Origin of the sequence: Actinoallomurus sp. NPDC050550, from assembly GCF_040655075.1 — a bacterium.
Taxonomy (GTDB): Bacteria; Actinomycetota; Actinomycetes; order Streptosporangiales; family Streptosporangiaceae; genus Actinoallomurus.
Genome location: NZ_JBFAJC010000006.1, coordinates 274,563 through 293,626 on the forward strand (window position 1 = coordinate 274,563; position 19,064 = coordinate 293,626).

Here is a 19,064-nt window from a genome sequence, read left to right on the forward strand (position 1 = left end):
GCGGACGCGCGCGGCTGGGGTGAAGATGACTGAACTGGACACGACGGACTTCGCTGTCGTGGTCTATCGCGAAGACGACGCGTGGGAAGTAGAACAGCTTCCCATCGCACTGACAGAAGACCTCGAAGGGCTGATCCACGCCCTACGACAGCAGCCCAGCATCGGGGGCACGATCGGGTTGGTCGCGGTCGGCGACGACTTCTTCGTGGCCCTCCGGATGCTCGCCGACGAGGTCCTGGTCTTCCTCTCGGACGTCACCGCGTCCGTCGACTGGGTGCTGGCCCGGCAGATCGTCGAGTACCTCGAACTCGACATCCCCGACGACGAGGAGCTCGACCAGGTGCTTCCCGCCGGAGACATGTCGATCTTCGCGGACCTCGGCCTCGACGAGATGGAGCTAGGCGCCCTGTCCGGCGACCTCGACCTCTACCCCGACGAGATGCTGGCGAGCATCGCCAAACGGCTCGGATTCGGCGCCGCCTTCGAGCGTGCGATCGGGTGACCCCGGGTTCGGGAGAGAATAGAATCGTGCCGTACTTCTCCGCGGTGTTCGCGCGTGGCGACGCCGGATGGATCGGGACCGAGCCCGACCTCAGCGAGGTCACCGGTCTCGACGACATCGCAGACATCATGCGAGAGGCCGCCGTCGAGACGGCGGCCGACACGGTCGTGCTCCTCGTCGAGCAGGAGGACGAATGGTTCGCCGTGGTCCGCCTGGACGACGGCGAAGACCCCCGCGTCTTCCTCTCCGACGGTCGAGCCCCCGTCGGCAGCGAGCTGGCCGACATGCTCAGCGCGCAACTCGACACCGAAGACGCGTCCACCGACGACCCGGTCGGCGACACCGAACTCCTCGCCGACCTCGGAACCACCCCGGACGCCCTGACCGCCCTCGGCGAGCGAACCCTCCCCGGCGACGCGCTCTCGGTCGTCGCCGAAGGAGCCGGGTTCGCCGAGGAGTACGACCGGCTCCGATAGCCGGGGCCGTCATGGACACCGGAGGGCCGACGGCGGACGAGGCGATGCGGCTCGCCCTCGAGGAGGCACGGCGGGCCGCCGCCGACGTGCCCGTCGGCGCGATCGTGCTCGCCCCCACCGGCCAGGTCATCGGCGCGGGCCACAACGAACGCGAACACAGCGGCGACCCGACCGCGCACGCCGAGATCCTCGCCATCCGCCAGGCCGCCGCCTACCACGGCGAATGGCGACTGACCGGCTGCACCCTCGTCGTCACCCTCGAACCCTGCACCATGTGCGCCGGAGCCGCCGTCCTCGCCCGGCTCGACCGCATCGTCTTCGGCGCCTTCGACCCCAAGGCCGGGGCCGTCGGCTCCCTCTGGGACGTCGTACGCGACCGCAGGCTCAACCACCGCCCCGAAGTCATCGCCGGCGTCCTCGCCGACGAATGCGCCGCTCTCCTCACCGAATTCTTCGCCGGCCGACGGGACCGAGGACCGTCCGACTTCCGGTAGGCTCCCCTCTTGGTGGAGTCGCCTAGTGGCCGAGGGCGCACGCCTCGAAAGCGTGTGATGGGGCAACTCATCCGTGGGTTCAAATCCCACCTCCACCGCCATGCTCGGTGCCCTTCGGGCGCCTTCGCCTCTGCGGGTTCCGTCTGGGGGGACGACCCCCCAGACCCCCCGGTGCGCGGCTTCGCCGCGCCTCCGCCGCCTTCGCCTCTACGGGATTCCGTCCGGGGGGACGACCCCCCCAGACCCCCCGGTGCGCGCCTCCGCCGCGATCCTCGGTGCCCTTCGGGCATCTTCGCCGCTGCGGGATTCCATCCGGGGGCGACTGACCCCCGGGACCCCAGTGCGGTTGCGCCGCGCCTCCGCGTGTTCGGTGCTTCTTCGGGGGTGCCTTCCCGCTTCCCGGATTCCGTCCGGGGGCGCCCCCGCTGCGCTCGGCGGGCCTCGGAGGCGCCTTCGGGTTCTTCAGGGGTGCTCTGATGTGGGGTTGCGTCGGGTGAGTGTTAGTACGCGGCGTCGAGTCTTGCCCGCTGTTCCGCTGTGAGGTCCAGGTCGACTGCGGCCAGGCTCTCCGCGAGCTGTTCGACGGAGGAGGCACCGATCAGCGGGATCATCGGGATCTCGCCGCCGATCAGCCAGGCGAGCACCACCTGGTTGACGGTCGCTCCCGTCTCCTTCGCCACCTCCCGGAGCGCCGCATGGCGCCGAGGGGTGCCCGGGTGGTCGAACGCGGCATCGAGCGGCTTGTCGTCACGGACGTAGCCGCCACCCAGCAAGGGCGAGTAGGCGACCAGCGTGAGCTCGGGCTCGGCTCGCAGGTAGCTGAGCAGGTTTCCGTCGACGACGCCGAGGTTGCCGTCCTCGGACCGCAGAGTCGGCAGATCGGTGCGCGGTCGCAGGTAGGAGTGGTGATATTGCAACACCTCATAGACGGGGAGCCCTGCCGCGGTCGCCAGGTTCCTGGCCCGCTCGAGTCGCCACGCCCAGTGGTTGCTCGCCCCGAGGAGACCCACGCTGCCGTCCTCGACCAGACCCGCGAAAGCCTCGACGGTCTCCTCCAACGGCACCTTGGAACCCTCGAGATACGCGTGTGCGTACAGCAGGTCCAGCTTGTCCACCCCGAGCCGTTCCCTGCTCCGCTCCGAGGATTCCTTGATCACCTGGGCGGACAGGCCCTCAAGATCGTGGGTGAGGCCGGTCGCCGGAGCGTTGGGCCGCCCTCCGAGCTTGGTGGCGATGATGATCTCATCGGTGACGTTGCGGCTGCGTCGCCAGCGGCCGAGCAGCGCTTCGCTTTCACCTCCCTGAGTGCCGTTGACCCAGTAGGCGTAGTTATTGGCGGTGTCGATGAAGGTGCCGCCGGCCTCGACGAAGCGGTCGAGGATAGCGTACGACGTCGCCTCGTCCGTGACGGTGCCGAACAGCATCGCGCCAAGGCTCAGCACACTGACTTCACGGCGACTCTTCGGATCGCTGCCAATCGTGCGGTATTTCACGTCAAATCCCTCTCCTGTCGCCCGTCCATGTCGGGCGTTCGGCGGGATTATTCGTCCTAGAGTCGGCTCTAGGTCAACCGGCAGCCAGATGATCACCCCGGCGCGCCGACGCCGCAGCAGGCGCCTTGATGAGGTGTAGTGATTCATGGCCATCGTTGGAGATATGCACCCGAATGGCCGGACAAGGAGGACCGGTGGGTACCGTCCGTCTGCGGTTCGCGGCGCTTGCCGCGCTTGCCGCCGTCCTGTGCGGCGGCTGTAAGGACGATCGGCCCGGCCATCACTCCTCGGCGAGGCCGTCTGCCACGGCCACCTCGCCCACGGTGCGGGCCTCCGCGACGCCGCGTCGTCTCAGTGCGGTCATGGTGAGTGCGCGCAGTGCGGCCGGGCGTACGGAGGTGACGTACCGGGCGGCCACGATCAAGCACGTTGTGGACAAGTACAGCGAGTACAACAAGGTCAGCGTCACGGGTCCGCGAGCGACACTCGAGTTGAGTCCCGACGTTCGGATCGTGCTCATGGTGCCGCTGTACGGAATGGACCCCAATCCCCACCGGGTCACCGCGGCCGCTTTCGTCGGGGCGCTGGCCAAGAATCGCGGCTTTCTTCCCAAGGTCGCCTTCGAGGTCCGGGTTGGCGCGGACGGGCGGATCACCTCCCTGCAGCAGGTCTACACGCCGTAGCGCGTGCCCGCGCCGCGGCCGGCCGGCTTGCGATTGCTTCTGTACCTACTGGTATGTACGCTCTTTCTATGGACACCAGGGAGCGGCTGATCGAGAGCACGCGGGAGTTGTTGTGGGAACGCGGGTACGTGGGGACGAGCCCGAAGGCGATTCAGCAGCGGGCCGGGGCCGGTCAGGGCAGCATGTACCACCACTTCACCGGCAAGCCGGATCTCGCGTTGGCGGCGGTGCGGCGCAGCGCCGAGGAGATGCGGGCCAAGGCCGAGCGTGAGCTCTCCGGGCCGGGGACGGCGTACGAGCGGATCGAGACGTACCTGCTCCGCGAGCGGGAGGTTCTGCGCGGATGCCCGGTCGGGCGGCTGACCCAGGATCCGGACGTCATCGCGGACGCGGCGCTCCGGCGGCCTCTGGAGGAGACGTTCGACTGGTTGCGGCGACGCCTGGCGGAGGTTCTGGCGGAGGGGCAGGAACGCGGAGAGCTGCGGAGCGGCCTCGACCCGGTGGCCGCGGCGGCGACGATCGTGGCCACGCTGCAGGGCGGCTACGTGCTGGCCCGGGCCGCTCAGTCGGTCGAGCCGTTCGAGTATGCGATCAAGGGTGTGTTGGGCCTGCTCGCCGCCCAGACGACTACCGAGTAACGCCGTCTGACGAGAGGGAGCACGCGCGTGTACGCGATGCAGTACGAGATCACGCTGCCCGCCGACTACGACATGAAGATCATCCGGGAGCGGGTGGCGACGCGGGGGCGGGCCATGGACGGCTTCGGGGGACTGGGATTGAAGGCGTTCCTGATGCGGGAGCGCGGGGTCGGCGGATCGCCGGTGAACCAGTACGCGCCCTTCTACCTGTGGGACTCCGTGGACGGAATGAATCGCTTCCTGTGGGGCGGCGGCGGGTTCCGCGGGATCGTGGACGACTTCGGGCGGCCGGGGGTGCGGCACTGGACGGGCGCCGGGTTCGAGCGCGGGCCGGCGTACGGTGCGACGCCGCGTGCGGCGACCCGCCGTACGGAGCCGATCGCGGTGGGAGTGGACCCGGCGGGCGTGGTCGAGTCGGCGCTGGAGGAGCTGGGGCGCCGCGCCCGTACGGAGGGCGTGCACGCGGCGGCGCTGGCCGTCGACCCCGGGCGGTGGGAGCTCGTGCACTTCACCCTCTGGGCGGACTGGCCCGCAGCGGCGGACGGCGACCGCTACGAGGTGCTGCACGTTTCCGCGCCGCACCTGCACGACTTGGCGAGAGGGCGGCAGTGGTGAACCACGATCTGCGAGAGGCCCGTCTGGATCGGGAGGCCGGGCACCGCCTGCTCGAGGTCCTCCAGGACGAGCGGACCCGGCAGGGCACGTTCCCCTGGTTGGAGGAGCTCGCGCCCGGATTCCCCGACTGGGTCGTGACCGCGCTCTTCGGCGGCACGTACCAGCGCGACGGCCTGTCACTCCGCGATCGGCAGCTGGTGAACCTCGCGGCCCTCACCGCGCTGGGCGGCGTGGATCCGCAGCTGACCGGCCATGTTCGTACGAGCCTGCGAGTGGGGTTGACCGCGAGCGAGATCGTCGAGGTCTTCGTTCACCTGGCGCCCTACATCGGGGTGCCGAAGGCCCTGGCCGGACTGAGGGTCGCCGCGGCCGTGCTGGAGGACGAGGAGTGAGGGCCGCTCGTACCGTTCTCGGCGACGTCCCGGCGGAGGACCTCGGGATCTGCGACGCCCACGACCATCTGTTCTTCCGGAGCGCGCGGCTGCCGGGGCAGGAGCTCGACGACGTCCCCGCGGCGACCGATGAGGTGCGGGCGTTTCACGCGCTGGGCGGCCGTACGGTCGTGCAGTGGACGCCGTACGGGATGGGCCGGCGCGCGGACGCGCTCGCGGAGGTCTCCCGGGCCGGGGACGTGCACGTGATCGCCGCGACCGGGCTGCACCAGGCGGTGCACTATGAGCCGGAGGTCCTCCGGGAGGTGCGCGGGCGGCTGGACGAGTTGTTCGTCGAGGAGCTGACCGAGGGCATGCGCGGGGACGGGCTCCCCCGGGCCGGGATGATCAAGGTGGCGGGCGATTTCCACGGGCTGGACGAGCACGCCCGGTCCGTGCTGGCCGCTGCGGCGCGGGCCCATCAGGCGACCGGCGCGCCCATCGGCGTGCACCATGAGCTCGGGACGGCGTCGCTGCACGTCCTCGATCTGCTCTGCGGTCGGCACGGCGTGCCTCCGGAGCGGGTGATCCTCGGGCACCTGAACCGCTTCCCGGACCCGCGTGTGCACGCGGAGGCGGGCGAGGCCGGTGCGTTCCTGGCGTTCGACGGTCCGTCGAGGGCCAACCACGCGACCGACTGGCGGCTGTTCGACCTGCTCGCCGCGCTCGTCGAGGAGGGGCACGCGGACCGGCTGCTGCTGGGTGGTGACACGACGACCGCGGCCGCCAGGGCGTCGACCGGTGGCGGGCCCGGGATACCGTACCTACTGCGCGTGATGCGGCCGAGGATCATCCGTGATCTGGGCGCGGACGTCGCCGAAAAGATCTTCGTGGCGAACCCGGCGCGGGCGTTCTCGGTCGACTGGAGGTGCTGACGACCTGTCCCGAAGGTAAAGGAAACTTGGCGCTCGGGTCGCCCGCATCGCGAACTAACACGTCGCCACGGACGTCATGCTTACTGACCGGAGTCGTCCGGCCGAGCGCCACGGGGGTAGGGAGGGTCGTGTTCGGTCCACAGGGCTTCTTTACCTTCACCGTGCTCGTGATCGGTTTCATGGGCGCGCTGTACTGGCTGGTCAGGACGCGGATGCTGGCCCTGAAGATGGTCGCCGGGGTGGTCGCCTTCGCCCCGGCGATGCTGTTCGGGGTCGCGCTGGTGAACAAGTTCTACGGCTACTACCAGAGCTGGGACGACGCCTGGCGCGACCTGACCAACCAGGCACCGGCGAGCGTCGCGCGCGTGCCCGACCTCGGTGACCGCCTCGACCAGGTGCTGAACGAGGCGGTGAAGAAACGGAATGCGCGTAAGAACGGGTTCGCCCTCGAGACCGTGCTGACCGGTGTGAAGAGCAACATCACCCGTCAGGGCATGATCTACCTGCCGCCCCAGTACTTCCAGCGGCCGTACGCGGCGCAGCGGCTCCCCGTCATCGAGCTCATCCACGGCGCGCCCGGGAACCCGGGTGACTACGAGGGCAGGCTGAAGATCTCCGGGATGTTCCGCAAGCTGATCGCCGCGCACAAGGCCAAGCCGGCGGTGCTCGTCATCCCGGACGTCGGCGGCGGGCCGGACCGGACCACGCAGTGCCTGAACACCGTCGGCGGCGAGCAGGACGAGACGTACGTGGCCTATGACGTGCCGGACCTCGTCGCCTCGCGGCTGCGCGTGGAGCCGCCCGGCCCCGCCTGGGAAATCGCCGGGTTCTCCGAGGGCGGCTACTGCGCGGCCAACCTGGCGCTGCGTCACCCGGACCGGTACGGGATCGCGGCCTCGCTGAGCGGCTACTACGAGCCGTTGCGACACAACCGGCTGCCGCAGCCGGTCGACCCGTTCGCCCGCAACAAGGCGCTGCGCGACGCGAACTCCCCGCTGAAGGTGTTGGCACAGCCGCGCCTGAACGGCCGGATGCCGAAGTTCTGGGTGATGACCGGCAGCGGCGTCCAGGTCGACCTGGTGCAGGCGCAGGCGTTCGTCGACCTGGTGAAGCGGTTCCAGCCGGACGTGCCGTTCCTGATCATCAAGGGCGGCCAGCACAACTACGGCGCCTGGCGGGAGGCGTTCCCCAAGATGTTCGAGTGGGCGACGCCACGGCTGTGGAACGCCACTCCCTGCCCGCCGGGGCCCGGTCTCAAGTGCTGACTAGCGGGCGACTTCGTCCAGGTCGAGCACGCGGGCGTGGAGCACGAGGCGCTGGTGGAGGGCCGCCCGGAGCGCCCGGTGCAGGCCGTCCTCCAGGTACAGCTGGCCGCGCCACTGCACGACGTGCGGGAACAGGTCACCGTAGAAGGTGGAGTCCTCGGCCAGCAGGGAGTTCAGGTCCAGCCCGGCCTTCGTCGTGATCAACTGGTCGAGGCGGACCTGGCGTGGGGGGACGTTCGCCCAGTCCCGGGAGCTGAACTTATGCTCCGGGTAAGGGCGGCCCTCGCCTACTGCCTTGAAGATCACGCCATGCAGTTTAATGCGGGTACGACCTCATCGGCGCCTCGTCCGCCAGGCCCGGCCACGCGCCCGCCAGTCGTATCGGGTGCCGAACCCGGCGAGGTGCAGCGCGATGAACAGCAGTCCGAGCGTGTCGAGGGTCGGATAGTTGAAGAAGTCAGAGCCCTTGCCGAGCCAGTCCGCGAGCAGGGCGATGGCGAAGCAGGCCGCCGCGACCAAGACGAACATCGTTGCCTCCTGAGGTAGATCCGCGTCCCCCCGAGACGCCCAAGAGATCTCCCACAGGACGAAGATCAAACCTCGGGTGAGGCGGCTCTCGCCTTGTCGCGCAGGGTGGTCTTCTTGGCGCGGTTGCCGCAGGTCCCCATCGAGCACCAGCGCCGGGTGCCCGGTCGTGAACCGTCGAGGAAGAGCGCCCCGCACCGCGGGCCCGCGCATTCGCGGACGCGGGCGATGGCGGCCGAGGTGACGAGGTCCAGGGCGTCCCGCGCGATCAGGGCGAGCGTCGCCGTGACGGGGTCGTCCGCCCGCCACTGGACCTGCCCGGACGCGTCGAGGCTCGGCACCGGTACGGGGGCGGCGGCGGCCTGGTTGAGGTGATCGCGGGCGGCGTCGCCGCAGGACGCCGGGTCTCCGGTACGGACGGCCGCGATGACCAGGGCGTGGACCGCCTCCCGGAGTTCACGGGCACCGGCGGCCTGGTCAGGGCTCGGCGCGACGGTCTCGTCGAGCCGGTACGAGCCGCACTGCCGGATCCAGGCGGCCAGAGCGGCGCCGTCGGGCAGTTCCTCCGCCTCCGAGGGCGTCCCTCGGTACCGCAGCGTACGGATGAAGTCCAGGCACAGCCGGCCTGCTCCCTCCCGGAACCGCACGGTGTCGCTCGTCGTGGCCATACCCCACCTTAACGCCGGAACCGGTTTAACTGGTACCGTCTAGAGAACCAGTTAAATCGGTTCTGCTAGTGAGGTGCCGTGTCCCCCCGACCCTCTCCCCCCACCGAGGCATCACAATCCGCCCGATCCGCGCCCGAATCCGGGCCGCCGGGCTGGCTGGTGCTGCTGCTCGCGGTCTCCTGCGGCCTGACCGTCGCGAACCTGTACTACGCCCAACCGCTCCTGGCCGAACTCAGCCGTTCCTTCGGCATCAGCGGCCTCGCCGCAGGTGGCCTGATCACCGTGACTCAGGTCGGATACGCGGCGGGCATGGTGTTCCTCGTCCCCCTCGGCGACCGCGTCGAGAACCGGCGGCTCGTCTCGACCCTGCTCCTGCTGACCTGCGCGGCGCTGCTCGTCTCCGCGACCGCGCCGGTGTTCCCCGTGCTCCTGGCCGCCTCGCTCGTCAGCGGGGCGACCTCCGTCGTCGTGCAGATCCTCGTCCCGTTCGCCGCCGACCTCGCCCCGGACCACTCCCGCGGCCGCATCGTCGGACGCGTGGTGAGCGGCCTGCTCACCGGCATCCTGCTCTCCCGCACGTTGAGCAGCCTGCTGGCCGACCTCGCCGGCTGGCGCGTCATCTACTTCACGTCGGCCGTCCTCATGGCGGTCCTGGCGCTCGTGCTCCGCTCGGCCCTGCCGACCCGCGCCCCCAGCACGGGTCTCTCGTACGGCCGGCTGCTGCGCACCACCGCCCACCTCGTGCGCGTCCACGCGCCGCTGCGGCGGCGGGCGCTCTACCAGGCCGCGATGTTCGCGATGTTCAGCGCCTTCTGGACGACGATCTCCTTCGTCCTCACCGGCCCGCCGTTCCACTACTCCCAGCTCGGCGTCGGACTGTTCGCCCTGGTCGGCGCGGGTGGCGCGCTGATCGCCCCCTGGGCGGGACGCTGGGCCGACCGGGGACTGACCCGCCCGATGACGGCCGTCGCCTTCGTCGTCGCCGCCCTCTCCTTCGTCGTCGCCGGGGTGGGCCGGCACAGCGTGATCCTGCTCGCCGTCGCGGCGATCCTCATCGATATGGCCGTGCAGACCACGCTCGTCCTCGGCCAGCACACCATCTACGCGTTGGACCCCACCGCCCGCGCGAGGCTGAACAGCGCCTACATCGCGACCCTGTTCCTGGGCGGCGCGGTCGGGTCACAGCTCGGCTCGGTCGCGTACCACGAGGGCGGCTGGACCGCGCTGGCCGGCTTCGGCGCCGCCCTGCCCGTCTTGGCCCTCCTCGCGTGGTGCACCGAAGGTCGCGTCAAAGAGACAGCGTCCGCAGGGTGAGGACGACCGCGGCGATGATCAGCATCACCAGCGCGTTGGGCAGGCCCTTGAAGTCGCTCTTGCGCAGGTGGGCGCCCACGGCGCCGATGAAGTAGAGGACGACGCCGATCGCGGCGGCGACCCCCAGCGGGCCGTACCACAGCCCGATGACCAGGCCCGCCGCGCCGGCGATCTCACAGGCGGCCAGGAACGGGAACATGCCGAGCGGCACACCGACGGCGGTCATGCCCTCGACGATCATCTTTTGGCGGGTCAGCTTGCCGAACGCGGAGAACAGCAGCGCGACCGTCAGCAGCAGGCCGACGATGGCATAGGCGACGAACATTGCGGGGCTCCCGATGATTGGAACATGTGGAGCATGGAGGGTAGCAGATCGTTGAAGACTTTCAATGATCTAGATCCGCCGACTATCTGCGGCTTGTATCATCGAGGAGTGATCTCAGACCGTCCCGGCCTCGCCCTCGCCTACGCGGGGCAGATCGCCAACGGTCGGATCAAGAAGGCCCTGGCGGCGCACGGTCTCAAGCCCGCCCACTCCCACGTCCTGATGCTCCTCATCGGCAACGGCGCCATGGGGCAGCAGGCCCTCGTGGAAGAGCTCCGGGTCGACCCGAGCGTGCTGGTGGCCATCCTCAACGACCTGGAGAGCGCGGGCCTGGCCGAGCGCCGCCGCGACCCGGCCGACCGCCGCCGGCACATCGTCGAGATCCGCGACCGCGGCAAGGAGCTGCTCGAAGAGGTCGACCGCGCCGTCGCGGTCGTCGAGGCGGAGCTGTTCGCCGACCTGGCCCCCGACGAGCTCGCCGCGCTGCAGCACATCCTCGAACGCGTCCGGCCCGGCGCCGACGACGGAAGCTGCGCCGAAGAGACCTGACGTGTCGCGTCATCGTCCGGCCGGCCCCTGAACATGCGGGCGCCCCCGGACCGTGGGGTCCGGGGGCGCCGCCGCTCATCGCATCAGGTGTCGAAGGAGCAGGTTCGCTTGATCGAGCTCGCCTTCTTGTCGCCCACCGCGTTGTTGGAAAGGTTGCCGTCCTTCTGCCAGCCACTGCCCGGACGCGGCTTGAGCTTCTTCCAGGTGGTGTGCTTACCTCTGAAGTAGGGGTTCTGGTAGAGGGTCACCGTGCAGGCCTTGTCCATCTTGATCGACCTGACGCTGTTGTCCATGGACGACCGGGTACCGGGCCAGGCGACGCCGGCGAAGTTTCCCGACCCCGAGATGCAGGCCCGATGACCGGTGAAGTTCTTCCCCGAGTAGACAATGACATAGCAGTCCGCCTGCGTCTTGGGCGCTGGGGCGGCGTGGGCGACACCGCTGAGCGCCGCGGTGAGCGCGACGCCGGTCCCCAGCAGAGCGCCGGCACGTGCGATTCGAGACATGCGACATCCTCTCGTCACGAAGCGGTGATCACGGCCGATCGGACGATCCGGGGTCGGAACGCCTCACTCGACCGTCCGTAGATGCAACGAGTGGTGATCTTGGCAGCGAAAAGAGGGTGTCAACTAGATCCGTGAGACCCGATTCTCACGCCACCGACCAGGTCCCACGACCTAATCGCCCGTCAGGCGTGGCTGATGATGATCTTTCCGAAGCCGCCGCCGGACTCGCAGTAGGCGAAGGCGTCGTGGACCTTCTCGAACGGGAAGACCCGGTCGATCACGGGGCGCAGCCGATGCGCCGCGACGGCGCGGTTCAGTTCGAGGAAGTGCGCCCGGCTGCCCGTGGCGACGCGGTGGAGCGCGGCGCCCGCGCCGAAGAGAAGCCCCGGATCGATCGGTTTCGCCCCGTCCGCGCCGGACAGCCAGTAGCCGACGAAGGCCACCTGCCCGCTCGGCGCGGCGGACTTCAACGACTGCTCCAGCGGGCCCGTCGCGTCGACGACGCGATCGGCGCCCACGCCACCGGTCAGGTCGCGTACCCGCCCCGACCACTCGGGGTTCTCCCGGTAATCGATCACCTCGTCGGCGCCCAGCTCCCGCAGCCGCGCGGCCTTGGCGGCGCTGGACGTCGTCACGATCACCCGGGCGCCCGCCAGCCTGGCGAACCGCAGGACGAACAGCGACACCGCCCCGGACCCCAGCGTCAGCACGGTCTCGCCGGGACGGGGCGCGCCGCCGCTGGTCAGGGCGTTCCACGCGGTCACCGCCGCCAGCGGGAATGCCGCGGCCTCCTCGTACGACAGGTGCTCCGGGATGGGTACGACGCCGTCCTCGCTCAGCACCGCGTACTCGGTGAGCATGCCGTCGATCATCGTGCCGAGCTGCGCGGCGTTGTCCCGCCGGAACGGGCCGTCGAGCCAGTACGGGAAGACGGTGGCCGCCACCCGGTCGCCCGGCTTGACCCGGCCGACGTCCTCCCCGACCGACACGACCTCTCCGGCCCCCTCGCACCCGGGCACCACGCCCGGTCTGATCGGCAGGGGATAGTTGTCGGCGAGCACCATCAGGTCACGGAAGCCGATGGCGTTCGCGCGTACTCTGACCGCCACCTGCCCCCGTCCGGGCTCGGGCTCAGTGTGCTCCTGGACTGACAGACCGGCGAGTCCCCGGCCCGGGTCAAGGTGATAGCTCTTCATCGAACGGCCTCTCAGCGTCTTGGCCGGCCCACGGCGGGCCGCCGGACGTGATCCTCCGGAGGGCACCTGACGTCCGGCAATTCCTTCGAGGGAATCGTCGGCCTCCCCGAACGCCCGGTAGAACTGCGTTTGTGACCATTACGACGGAGCGGATCGGCATCGGCGCGGAGCTGCGGCGCTGGCGCCGGGCTCGACGGCTGAGCCAGCTCGAGCTCGCCATCCTCACCGGCACGACCCAGCGGCATCTGAGCTTCATCGAGAGCGGCCGCTCCCAGCCCGGCCGCGCGATCGTGATCCGGCTGGCCGAGTCCCTCGGCCTGTCGCTGCGGGAGCGCAACGACCTGCTGACCACGGCCGGTTACGCACCGGTGTTCAGCGAGTCGGGCCTGGACGAGGAGGCCCTGCGCCCGATCCGGACCGCGCTGGAGCAGATCCTCTACGGCCATCTGCCCTATCCGGCGCTCGTCATCGCCCCGTACGGCCGGGCGGTGGCGGTCAACGACGCCGTCGAGGTGTTCACCGAGGGCGCGTCTCCCGCACTGCTCGAGCCCCCGGTCAACATGCTGCGGCTCATGCTTCACCCGGACGGCATGGGCCGAAGGGTGAGCAATCTGGGCGAGTGGGGCCGGCACGTCATCGAGAACCTCCGCGCCCGGGCACGCCGCAGCCCAGACCCCCGCCTCGACGACTTCGTCGAGGAACTTGCCGGATACGTACCCGAAGTCCCGGTCGGCCCGGAGCACCTGGGCTTCTCCGTGCCGATGCGGCTGGCGTCGGCGGACGGCGAACTCCGCCTGATCACCACGCTGACGTCATTCGCCACCGCGACCGACATCACGCTCGCCGAACTCCACCTGGAGGCCTTCCTGCCCGCCGACCAGGCCACCGCCGAGCTCCTGCGGCGCCGGGCCGACCGCCACCAGTAGCATTCCGGCGTGCGGACACTGGTCCTCTGGGACATCGACCACACGCTGGTCAGCATCGCCGGACTCAGCGCGGAGATCTACGCGGCGGTGTTCCAGGAGATCACCGGCCGCCCTCTCGAACGCCTCGCGCACATGGCCGGGCGGACCGACCGCGCGATCATCTCTGAAACGCTGGGGTTGCATTCCCTCACGCCCACCGAGGACGTGATGACCGCCTTCGGCGACGCGCTGGCGGCATCTTTCGCGAACCGCGCCGATGACCTCCGGAGGCGCGGCCGGATCCTTCCGGGCGTCGAAGAGGCGTTGTCGGCGCTGGCGGCCCGGCCCGAGGTCGTGCAGTCCGTCCTCACCGGCAACATGGATTCGATCGCGTCCGCCAAACTGACCGCCTTCGGCCTGCACCGCTTCGTCGACCTGGACATCGGCGCCTTCGGGTTCGACGGCGTGGAACGCCCGCCGCTCGTCGGGCTGGCCCGCGCACGCGCGGCCGAGAAGTACGGCGGCTCGTTCGATCCCGCGCACACCGTTCTGATCGGTGACACGCCGCACGACGTCCTGGCCGGTCACCGGGGCGGTGCCCGGGTCGTCGCCGTGGCGACCGGCGCGAGCGATGAGGCGGCGCTCAGGGCGGCCGGCGCGGAACTCGTCCTAGCCGACCTCTCCGACACCGACGACGTCGTACGGTCGGTCCTCGGCATCAGCGCCCCCTGATCTGGTGCACGAGGGCTCAATCGCCCGTCACAGGCCCTCGGAACCTCCGCTCAACGCGGCACGAGCCGGAGGGTCGTCGCGCGTGCGTCGGGGGCGACCATCGGGTCGACGTAGGTCGCGCTGTAGCGGCCGCCACCTCAGCTCCCTAGGGGCGCAGGAGTGCCTTGATGGCGCGGCGTTCGTCCATGGCGCGGTACGCCTCGGCGACCTCCTCGAGCGGCAGGGTCAGGTCGAAGACCTTGCCGGGGTCGATCCGGCCGTCCCAGACCCGGTCGATGAGATCGGGGAGGTAGCCGCGCACGGGCGCGGGCCCGCCGCGCAGCCCGACGTGGGAGAAGAACAGCTCCTCGCCGTCGACGGCCACGCCGTGCGGAACGCCGACGAAGCCGACGTTCCCGCCGGGTCGGGTCGAGCGCAGGGCCTGCCGCATCGCCTCGCTGGTGCCGACGCATTCGAGCACCGAGTCGGCGCCGACACCGTCGGTCAGGTCCTTGATGCGGGCCACGCCCTCGTCGCCGCGCTCGGTGACGATGTCGGTCGCGCCGAACTCGCGGGCGAGCTTCTGACGGGACTCGTGGCGGCTCATCGCGATGATGCGCTCGGCGCCGAGCTCCTTGGCCGCGATCACCCCGCACAGGCCGACGGCGCCGTCACCGACGACGGCGACGGTGGAGCCCGGCTTGACCTCGGCCGCCACGGCGGCGTACCAGCCGGTGCCCATGACGTCCGAGAGCGTGAGCAGGCTGGGCACGAGCTCGTCGGCGGGCCGGTCGGGGGTGGCCACCAGGGTGCCCTGAGCCTGCGGGATGCGGACGTACTCGGCCTGGCAGGTGCTCATGAACTCACGGTTCACGCAGGAGGACTGGTAGCCGTTGCGGCAGTTGGGACAGGTGTTGTCCGAGGTGGAACGAGCCGATGACGAACTGGCCCGGCTTGACCGAGGTCACCTCGCCGCCGACCTCCTCGACCACGCCGACGTACTCGTGGCCCATCGGCTGTGGCTCGGTGACCGGATCGATGCCCCGGTACGCCCACAGGTCCGACCCGCATACGCAGGTCGCCACGGTACGGATGATCGCGTCGGTGGGATTGATGATCTTCGGGTCGTCGCGCTGCTCGAAGCGCACGTCCCCGGGAGCGTGAATGACGGCTCCGCGCATGATGGTGTCCTTGCTCTTGGGGCGGGCCGTGCCCGCCCGGTCGGTGCGATCGGTGGGTCAGCGGCGTGTGCTGACGCGGGGGCCCTCGTACTCGGCGTCGGTGACGTGCTCGAGCCAGGAGACGTCGTCGCCTTCCCACAGCGCGAGGTGGCTCATGAACCGGTCCGGGGCGGCCCCGTGCCAGTGCTCTTCACCCGCCGGGGTGTGGACGACGTCGCCCGGGTGGGCCTCGATGAGCTCCCCGCCACGGGACTGGATCAGCGCGACGCCCTCGACGATGAAGAGCGTCTGGCCCAGGCCGTGCGAGTGCCAGGCGGTACGGGCCCCGGGCGTGAACCTGACCAGGTTCGCCCGAGCCCGAGAGGGCTCGTCGCCCCGGTAGATCGCGTTGAACCAGACGTCACCGGTGAACCACTCGGCCGGCCCCTTGGCGGTCGGCGGCTGCTTAAGCAGTTCCATCGTGTTCTCCTTGATTTCGCGCTGAGGTGAGGTGTTGCCGCTTCGGCGCTCACGGCGGAAGCGGATATGTGAGGTGCGGCTCAGGCGTCCCGCCGGCCGCGGCGGCCGGGTCGCTCCTGGTCGGCGACCGGCGGCAAGGCGTGGCTTCGCTCGCACTACCCATGTAACAGCCGGTGTTCAGGGCAAAGAAGGCTCTGCCGTTACATGTAATGACAGGGCACCCCAAAGCTCCCGGGGCGTACGTAGCCTGGGGCGCTGAACCGAAGGAACGACGTTCGGGAGCTCCTGGCCTCCCGGCGCGCAGTGACCCGCTGCGGCCGGATCGCCCGATCTGTTACCAGGGGACTTTGCCAATCGTTTACTCTTGTGCTGTGACCTGCCCCAAGTGCCACAGCCCGATGCAGACGTTCAACCGACAAGGGATCCACATCGAGCAGTGCGCCGGCTGCGGCGGCATCTTCCTCGATCGTGGCGAGCTCGAGCAGATCGTGATGGCAGAGCAACGGCACTATGCCGCGCCGCCGCCGCCCTACCCCGGCGGTTACTCCGACTCTCCGCCTCCGTACCAGGGGCATCGCGACTCTCCGCCCCCGTACCAGAGGCACCGTGATTCGCCGCCCCCGTATCACCCGGGCCAGGCCCCCCACCACGGGCACTACAAGGACTCACCCCCGCCGTACGGCCGCAAAGGTCGCAGACGGGGCTTCCTCGAGGATCTCTTCGACTGACCGCCCGGTGAATCCGCTCATCTGCGCACGCTGCGAGGCCCGCGCGGACTCACCTCAGGTCATCGCCGAGCCGCCGGCCGTCGTCTGCGCCGCGTGCGGCCACCGGCAGCCGTTCGTCCGGCTCCCCCTGTGGTCCCTCACCGGCCCCAGCGGCTGCGGCAAGTCGACGGTGGCCCGGCTTCTCGTCGAGCGGTTGGGCGGGCGGTTCGTCGTTCTGGAGCAGGACGTGCTCTGGCAGGCGGGCCTCCGCGACCCCGTACGCTTCCGCTCGGCGTGGCTGGCGATGGCCGCGATGATTCAGCAGAACGGCCGGCCGGTGCTGCTGTGCGGCACCGTCGTGCCGCCCGAGTTCGAGCCGCTGCCCGAGCGGGCGCTGTTCACGGAGATCAGATACCTCGCGCTGACCTGCGACCCGGACGTCCTCGCCGCCCGGCTCCGGACGCGTCCGGCGTGGCGGGAATGGTCTGAGCCGCGGATCGCCGAGATGCTGGAGTACAACGACTGGGTCCGTGCCGAGGCCGCCTCGATGGCACCGCCGGTGCGGCTCCTGGACACGACGAGCGCCACCGCCCCGGCCACGGCCGATCAGGTCTGCGCCTGGGTGCTCGAGGACGAGAAGTACGCTGCCGCACATGCCTGAAGCCCTCTCTCTGGCCAATGTCCTCGACGACGCGGCGATTTTCTCCCTCGAACACCAACTGCACCTGGGGGAGGTCATCGGCGAGAGCAGCTGGCACGCCGACCTACAGGCTCCGCTGTTCGAATTCACCGGGAGCCGGCCCCTCACCTGCACCGGCCTCCACCTGCTCGGCAGCGCCGCGCCCGGCCCACAGTCGTGGATGTGGGCCTGGGCGAACCCGTCCGGATTCCCGGAGCCGGTGACGGCGCTGTCCGCGACGCTGCGCGATTTCGGGCAACAGCACGGCATCGCGGAGCTCTCGTCCCCCGAGGTCCCCTTCGACGCGCTGCCCGGCTCACCCACCGAACCGGCCGTGGTCGTCGGCCTCCTCACCGACGCCGCCAAGGCCGTGAGCGCCAACTGGACCTCCTACAACGGCCCCGTCGGCGGCGGTACGCGCGCCGCGTTCCTCATCGAGCACCCGGACTTCCAACTGCCACCGCCCGAGCCCGCCCGCGTCATGCGCCTCATCCAGCAGGCGCTCTCCGGCCTCTGGATCACCGACCACCGGCGCGCGCTGCACGCCTACGCGGTACGGCGGCAGCTCGGCGCGGCCTTCAGCCCGGACTACGCCAAGCTCACCCTCACCGGGCCCGGCCTCGAAGCGGCCATCGACTTCGACCAGTACGGCCGCGTCGCGAACATCAACGCCTCACTGTCGGCCCCCGGCGCGTAGCGGCACCGGACGTGCTCGTGTAGGGCGATCCGACATTCTTCATAGGTCCTGAGCTTCAACTCGCAGCCCGGATAGATGGGCCTCCGGACTCTGTCTCGGACCGCCGCGGGTCGGGCAAGATCAACTTCTTGTACGCAGCTTCCCCCCCGCCAAGGAGGAGTGACCTATGAAACGAGCCAAGCTGGTGCCTGTGGCCGTCGCCGCGGGTTTCGCGGCGATGACACTGGCCGCTCCGGCCGCCGACGCCGCCACCGAGGCAAAGGGCTCCGTCAGCGTGCAGTCGGTGAAGCTTACGGCGCAGAGGCCGTCTCGCCTCGTCAAGAAGAAGGTCGTATGGCTGCACGCCAGCGCCTACTACGAGCTCAGTAAGGGCAAGACCTCGATCACCAGGGTCTGCGTGCAGGTGAGCAGTTACAAGTCCACCAGGAACTGCGGTTCGGTCCCCCACCCTGTCTCGGGCGGCATCGGGTCGAAGGACATCAAGTGTGGCAAGAAGGGCATCTGGCACGGGGTGAAGTCGGTGGCGTGGTTCGAGAACAAGAACCACGAGCAGATCGGCGACAAGCGTCAGTCCGGGCTGTACATGATCAAGTGCTGACGACTCGGATCTGACATCGGCGATCGGGACGCGCGCAGAGGCGCCCTGGTCGAGATCGACAAGCCCGGCATCGGGAGATGCCGGGCTTGCGTGTCTCCAGCCTCGCCGGGAGGCTCAGCGGACTTCGTTGATGCGGATCATGTTGCCCGCGGGATCGCGGAAGGCGCAGTCGCGAGTCCCGTACGGCTGCTCGGTCGGCTCCTGGGCGACCTCGGCGCCGCCGGCCCGTACCTTCTCGAAGGTGCCGTCGAGGTCGGCGGTGGCCAGTACGAGGCGGGCGTAGGTGCCCTTGGCCATCATCTCGGCGATGGTGCGGCGCTCGTCCTCGGTGATGCCGGGGTCGGCGGCCGGCGGGTGCAGGACGATCGACGTTCCGGGCTGGCCGGCAGGGCCGACCGTGATCCAGCGCATCTTGCCGCTCCCGACGTCCTGGCGGACCTCGAAGCCAAGGGTGTCGCGGTAGAAGGCCAGGGAGGCGTCCGGGTCGTCGTGCGGGAGGAAGGTCCAGTGAATGGTGATGTCCATGGCCGCAACGCTAGGCGTGGCCCGCTGACCGGCGCTTCTCGATTCCT

The 19,064-nt window shown here is 69.9% G+C and carries 26 protein-coding genes, 1 tRNA gene and 1 pseudogene; 18 read left to right on the forward strand and 10 right to left on the reverse strand.

What is annotated here, in order from left to right; genetic code table 11:
* Positions 1-25 precede the first annotated feature (25 nt).
* From AB0I04_RS11660 to AB0I04_RS11675, 4 genes are all read left to right on the forward strand, one after another.
* Positions 26-502: a tRNA adenosine deaminase-associated protein gene (locus AB0I04_RS11660; protein ID WP_360882299.1), complete on the forward strand. Its 477-nt coding sequence runs from the start codon at positions 26-28 to the stop codon at positions 500-502.
* 26 nt (positions 503-528) lie between these two features.
* Entirely contained in the window at positions 529-978 is a 450-nt protein-coding gene (locus tag AB0I04_RS11665) for a tRNA adenosine deaminase-associated protein (RefSeq protein WP_360882301.1), read from the forward strand.
* An 11-nt stretch (positions 979-989) separates the two neighbouring features.
* On the forward strand, positions 990-1,472 hold the full coding sequence (tadA, locus tag AB0I04_RS11670) for a tRNA adenosine(34) deaminase TadA (protein WP_360882303.1): 483 nt from the start codon (positions 990-992) through the stop codon (positions 1,470-1,472).
* A gap of 11 nt (positions 1,473-1,483) precedes the next feature.
* Positions 1,484-1,573, forward strand: a tRNA-Ser gene (locus AB0I04_RS11675).
* A gap of 399 nt (positions 1,574-1,972) precedes the next feature.
* On the opposite strand, the gene AB0I04_RS11680 is transcribed toward AB0I04_RS11675, so the two are convergent.
* Positions 1,973-2,965, reverse strand: coding sequence for an aldo/keto reductase (locus tag AB0I04_RS11680; protein ID WP_360882417.1), 993 nt, complete (start codon positions 2,963-2,965; stop codon positions 1,973-1,975).
* A gap of 194 nt (positions 2,966-3,159) precedes the next feature.
* Here AB0I04_RS11680 and AB0I04_RS11685 point away from each other — a divergent pair, with 194 nt between their 5' ends.
* From AB0I04_RS11685 to AB0I04_RS11710, 6 genes are all read left to right on the forward strand, one after another.
* The gene (locus AB0I04_RS11685) at positions 3,160-3,648 is read left to right on the forward strand and encodes a hypothetical protein (protein WP_360882305.1); all 489 of its coding nucleotides are present in this window, start codon (positions 3,160-3,162) and stop codon (positions 3,646-3,648) included.
* Positions 3,649-3,716: 68 nt separating this feature from the next.
* Positions 3,717-4,286 (forward strand): TetR/AcrR family transcriptional regulator, encoded by a 570-nt coding sequence (locus AB0I04_RS11690; RefSeq protein WP_360882307.1) that lies wholly within the window; start codon positions 3,717-3,719, stop codon positions 4,284-4,286.
* A gap of 36 nt (positions 4,287-4,322) precedes the next feature.
* The gene (locus tag AB0I04_RS11695; protein WP_360882419.1) at positions 4,323-4,901 is read left to right on the forward strand and encodes a DUF4865 family protein; all 579 of its coding nucleotides are present in this window, start codon (positions 4,323-4,325) and stop codon (positions 4,899-4,901) included.
* Positions 4,898-5,293, forward strand: a complete 396-nt coding sequence (locus tag AB0I04_RS11700) for a carboxymuconolactone decarboxylase family protein (RefSeq protein WP_360882309.1) — start codon at positions 4,898-4,900, stop codon at positions 5,291-5,293. The genes AB0I04_RS11695 and AB0I04_RS11700 overlap by 4 nt, the downstream gene beginning before the upstream one ends.
* A complete protein-coding gene (locus AB0I04_RS11705) occupies positions 5,290-6,207 on the forward strand; it encodes a hypothetical protein (protein WP_360882311.1) in 918 nt (305 codons plus the stop codon). The genes AB0I04_RS11700 and AB0I04_RS11705 overlap by 4 nt, the downstream gene beginning before the upstream one ends.
* Positions 6,208-6,335: 128 nt before the next feature.
* Positions 6,336-7,472: an alpha/beta hydrolase-fold protein gene (locus AB0I04_RS11710; RefSeq protein WP_360882313.1), complete on the forward strand. Its 1,137-nt coding sequence runs from the start codon at positions 6,336-6,338 to the stop codon at positions 7,470-7,472.
* Here the strand turns inward: AB0I04_RS11710 and AB0I04_RS11715 are convergent, their stop codons facing one another.
* The 3 genes from AB0I04_RS11715 to AB0I04_RS11725 all read right to left on the reverse strand — a co-directional run bounded on the left by AB0I04_RS11715 (position 7,473) and on the right by AB0I04_RS11725 (position 8,665).
* Entirely contained in the window at positions 7,473-7,778 is a 306-nt protein-coding gene (locus AB0I04_RS11715; protein ID WP_360882315.1) for a type II toxin-antitoxin system VapB family antitoxin, read from the reverse strand.
* Positions 7,779-7,805: 27 nt separating this feature from the next.
* A complete protein-coding gene (locus AB0I04_RS11720; RefSeq protein WP_360882317.1) occupies positions 7,806-8,000 on the reverse strand; it encodes a hypothetical protein in 195 nt (64 codons plus the stop codon).
* A gap of 65 nt (positions 8,001-8,065) precedes the next feature.
* Positions 8,066-8,665, reverse strand: a complete 600-nt coding sequence (locus AB0I04_RS11725) for an ABATE domain-containing protein (RefSeq protein WP_360882319.1) — start codon at positions 8,663-8,665, stop codon at positions 8,066-8,068.
* Positions 8,666-8,743: 78 nt separating this feature from the next.
* Here AB0I04_RS11725 and AB0I04_RS11730 point away from each other — a divergent pair, with 78 nt between their 5' ends.
* On the forward strand, positions 8,744-9,979 hold the full coding sequence (locus AB0I04_RS11730) for an MFS transporter (RefSeq protein ID WP_360882321.1): 1,236 nt from the start codon (positions 8,744-8,746) through the stop codon (positions 9,977-9,979).
* Here AB0I04_RS11730 and AB0I04_RS11735 read toward each other — a convergent pair.
* Complete coding sequence (locus AB0I04_RS11735) at positions 9,954-10,304, reverse strand: DoxX family protein (protein WP_360882323.1); 351 nt, start codon at positions 10,302-10,304, stop codon at positions 9,954-9,956. The genes AB0I04_RS11730 and AB0I04_RS11735 overlap by 26 nt on opposite strands.
* Before the next feature lie 108 nt (positions 10,305-10,412).
* Here AB0I04_RS11735 and AB0I04_RS11740 point away from each other — a divergent pair, with 108 nt between their 5' ends.
* Complete coding sequence (locus AB0I04_RS11740; RefSeq protein WP_360882325.1) at positions 10,413-10,853, forward strand: MarR family winged helix-turn-helix transcriptional regulator; 441 nt, start codon at positions 10,413-10,415, stop codon at positions 10,851-10,853.
* Between the two features lie 83 nt (positions 10,854-10,936).
* Here AB0I04_RS11740 and AB0I04_RS11745 read toward each other — a convergent pair whose 3' ends face one another.
* Together AB0I04_RS11745 and AB0I04_RS11750 are read right to left on the reverse strand one after the other, a co-directional pair.
* A complete protein-coding gene (locus tag AB0I04_RS11745) occupies positions 10,937-11,359 on the reverse strand; it encodes a peptidase inhibitor family I36 protein (protein WP_360882327.1) in 423 nt (140 codons plus the stop codon).
* Positions 11,360-11,541: 182 nt separating this feature from the next.
* Entirely contained in the window at positions 11,542-12,468 is a 927-nt protein-coding gene (locus tag AB0I04_RS11750) for an NAD(P)-dependent alcohol dehydrogenase (RefSeq protein WP_360882329.1), read from the reverse strand.
* A 218-nt stretch (positions 12,469-12,686) separates the two neighbouring features.
* Between AB0I04_RS11750 and AB0I04_RS11755 the strand changes: the two genes are divergently transcribed.
* Together AB0I04_RS11755 and AB0I04_RS11760 are read left to right on the forward strand one after the other, a co-directional pair.
* The gene (locus tag AB0I04_RS11755; protein WP_360882331.1) at positions 12,687-13,481 is read left to right on the forward strand and encodes a helix-turn-helix domain-containing protein; all 795 of its coding nucleotides are present in this window, start codon (positions 12,687-12,689) and stop codon (positions 13,479-13,481) included.
* 9 nt (positions 13,482-13,490) lie between these two features.
* On the forward strand, positions 13,491-14,192 hold the full coding sequence (locus tag AB0I04_RS11760) for a haloacid dehalogenase-like hydrolase (protein ID WP_360882333.1): 702 nt from the start codon (positions 13,491-13,493) through the stop codon (positions 14,190-14,192).
* Positions 14,193-14,337: 145 nt separating this feature from the next.
* Here the strand turns inward: AB0I04_RS11760 and AB0I04_RS11765 are convergent.
* Together AB0I04_RS11765 and AB0I04_RS11770 are read right to left on the reverse strand one after the other, a co-directional pair.
* Positions 14,338-15,352, reverse strand: a pseudogene (locus AB0I04_RS11765) (zinc-dependent alcohol dehydrogenase family protein).
* A 57-nt stretch (positions 15,353-15,409) separates the two neighbouring features.
* A complete protein-coding gene (locus AB0I04_RS11770; protein ID WP_360882335.1) occupies positions 15,410-15,811 on the reverse strand; it encodes a cupin domain-containing protein in 402 nt (133 codons plus the stop codon).
* 371 nt (positions 15,812-16,182) lie between these two features.
* On the opposite strand from AB0I04_RS11770, the gene AB0I04_RS11775 reads away from it, so the two are divergent.
* The 4 genes from AB0I04_RS11775 (at position 16,183) to AB0I04_RS11790 (ending at position 18,492) form a co-directional block, all read left to right on the forward strand.
* Positions 16,183-16,539, forward strand: coding sequence for a zf-TFIIB domain-containing protein (locus AB0I04_RS11775; RefSeq protein ID WP_360882337.1), 357 nt, complete (start codon positions 16,183-16,185; stop codon positions 16,537-16,539).
* Between the two features lie 61 nt (positions 16,540-16,600).
* A complete protein-coding gene (locus AB0I04_RS11780; RefSeq protein ID WP_360882421.1) occupies positions 16,601-17,179 on the forward strand; it encodes an AAA family ATPase in 579 nt (192 codons plus the stop codon).
* Positions 17,172-17,894, forward strand: coding sequence for a DUF6882 domain-containing protein (locus tag AB0I04_RS11785; protein ID WP_360882339.1), 723 nt, complete (start codon positions 17,172-17,174; stop codon positions 17,892-17,894). The genes AB0I04_RS11780 and AB0I04_RS11785 overlap by 8 nt, the downstream gene beginning before the upstream one ends.
* Positions 17,895-18,060: 166 nt before the next feature.
* Entirely contained in the window at positions 18,061-18,492 is a 432-nt protein-coding gene (locus AB0I04_RS11790) for a hypothetical protein (protein ID WP_360882341.1), read from the forward strand.
* A 114-nt stretch (positions 18,493-18,606) separates the two neighbouring features.
* Here the strand turns inward: AB0I04_RS11790 and AB0I04_RS11795 are convergent, their stop codons facing one another.
* Positions 18,607-19,017: a VOC family protein gene (locus AB0I04_RS11795; protein WP_360882343.1), complete on the reverse strand. Its 411-nt coding sequence runs from the start codon at positions 19,015-19,017 to the stop codon at positions 18,607-18,609.
* Between the last annotated feature and the right edge of the window lie 47 nt (positions 19,018-19,064).

Excerpts from the sequence above, each read along its gene's own strand:
- AB0I04_RS11735 (WP_360882323.1), bottom strand. The coding sequence starts at position 10,304 with ATGTTCGTCGCCTATGCCATCGTCGGCCTGCTGCTGACGGTCGCGCTG.
- AB0I04_RS11790 (WP_360882341.1), top strand. The coding sequence starts at position 18,061 with ATGAAACGAGCCAAGCTGGTGCCTGTGGCCGTCGCCGCGGGTTTCGCG.
- AB0I04_RS11770 (WP_360882335.1), bottom strand. The coding sequence starts at position 15,811 with ATGGAACTGCTTAAGCAGCCGCCGACCGCCAAGGGGCCGGCCGAGTGG.
- AB0I04_RS11745 (WP_360882327.1), bottom strand. The coding sequence starts at position 11,359 with ATGTCTCGAATCGCACGTGCCGGCGCTCTGCTGGGGACCGGCGTCGCG.
- tadA (WP_360882303.1), top strand. The coding sequence starts at position 990 with ATGGACACCGGAGGGCCGACGGCGGACGAGGCGATGCGGCTCGCCCTC.
- AB0I04_RS11695 (WP_360882419.1), top strand. The coding sequence starts at position 4,323 with ATGCAGTACGAGATCACGCTGCCCGCCGACTACGACATGAAGATCATC.
- AB0I04_RS11785 (WP_360882339.1), top strand. The coding sequence starts at position 17,172 with ATGCCTGAAGCCCTCTCTCTGGCCAATGTCCTCGACGACGCGGCGATT.
- AB0I04_RS11720 (WP_360882317.1), bottom strand. The coding sequence starts at position 8,000 with ATGTTCGTCTTGGTCGCGGCGGCCTGCTTCGCCATCGCCCTGCTCGCG.
- AB0I04_RS11690 (WP_360882307.1), top strand. The coding sequence starts at position 3,717 with ATGGACACCAGGGAGCGGCTGATCGAGAGCACGCGGGAGTTGTTGTGG.
- AB0I04_RS11795 (WP_360882343.1), bottom strand. The coding sequence starts at position 19,017 with ATGGACATCACCATTCACTGGACCTTCCTCCCGCACGACGACCCGGAC.
- AB0I04_RS11725 (WP_360882319.1), bottom strand. The coding sequence starts at position 8,665 with ATGGCCACGACGAGCGACACCGTGCGGTTCCGGGAGGGAGCAGGCCGG.
- AB0I04_RS11660 (WP_360882299.1), top strand. The coding sequence starts at position 26 with ATGACTGAACTGGACACGACGGACTTCGCTGTCGTGGTCTATCGCGAA.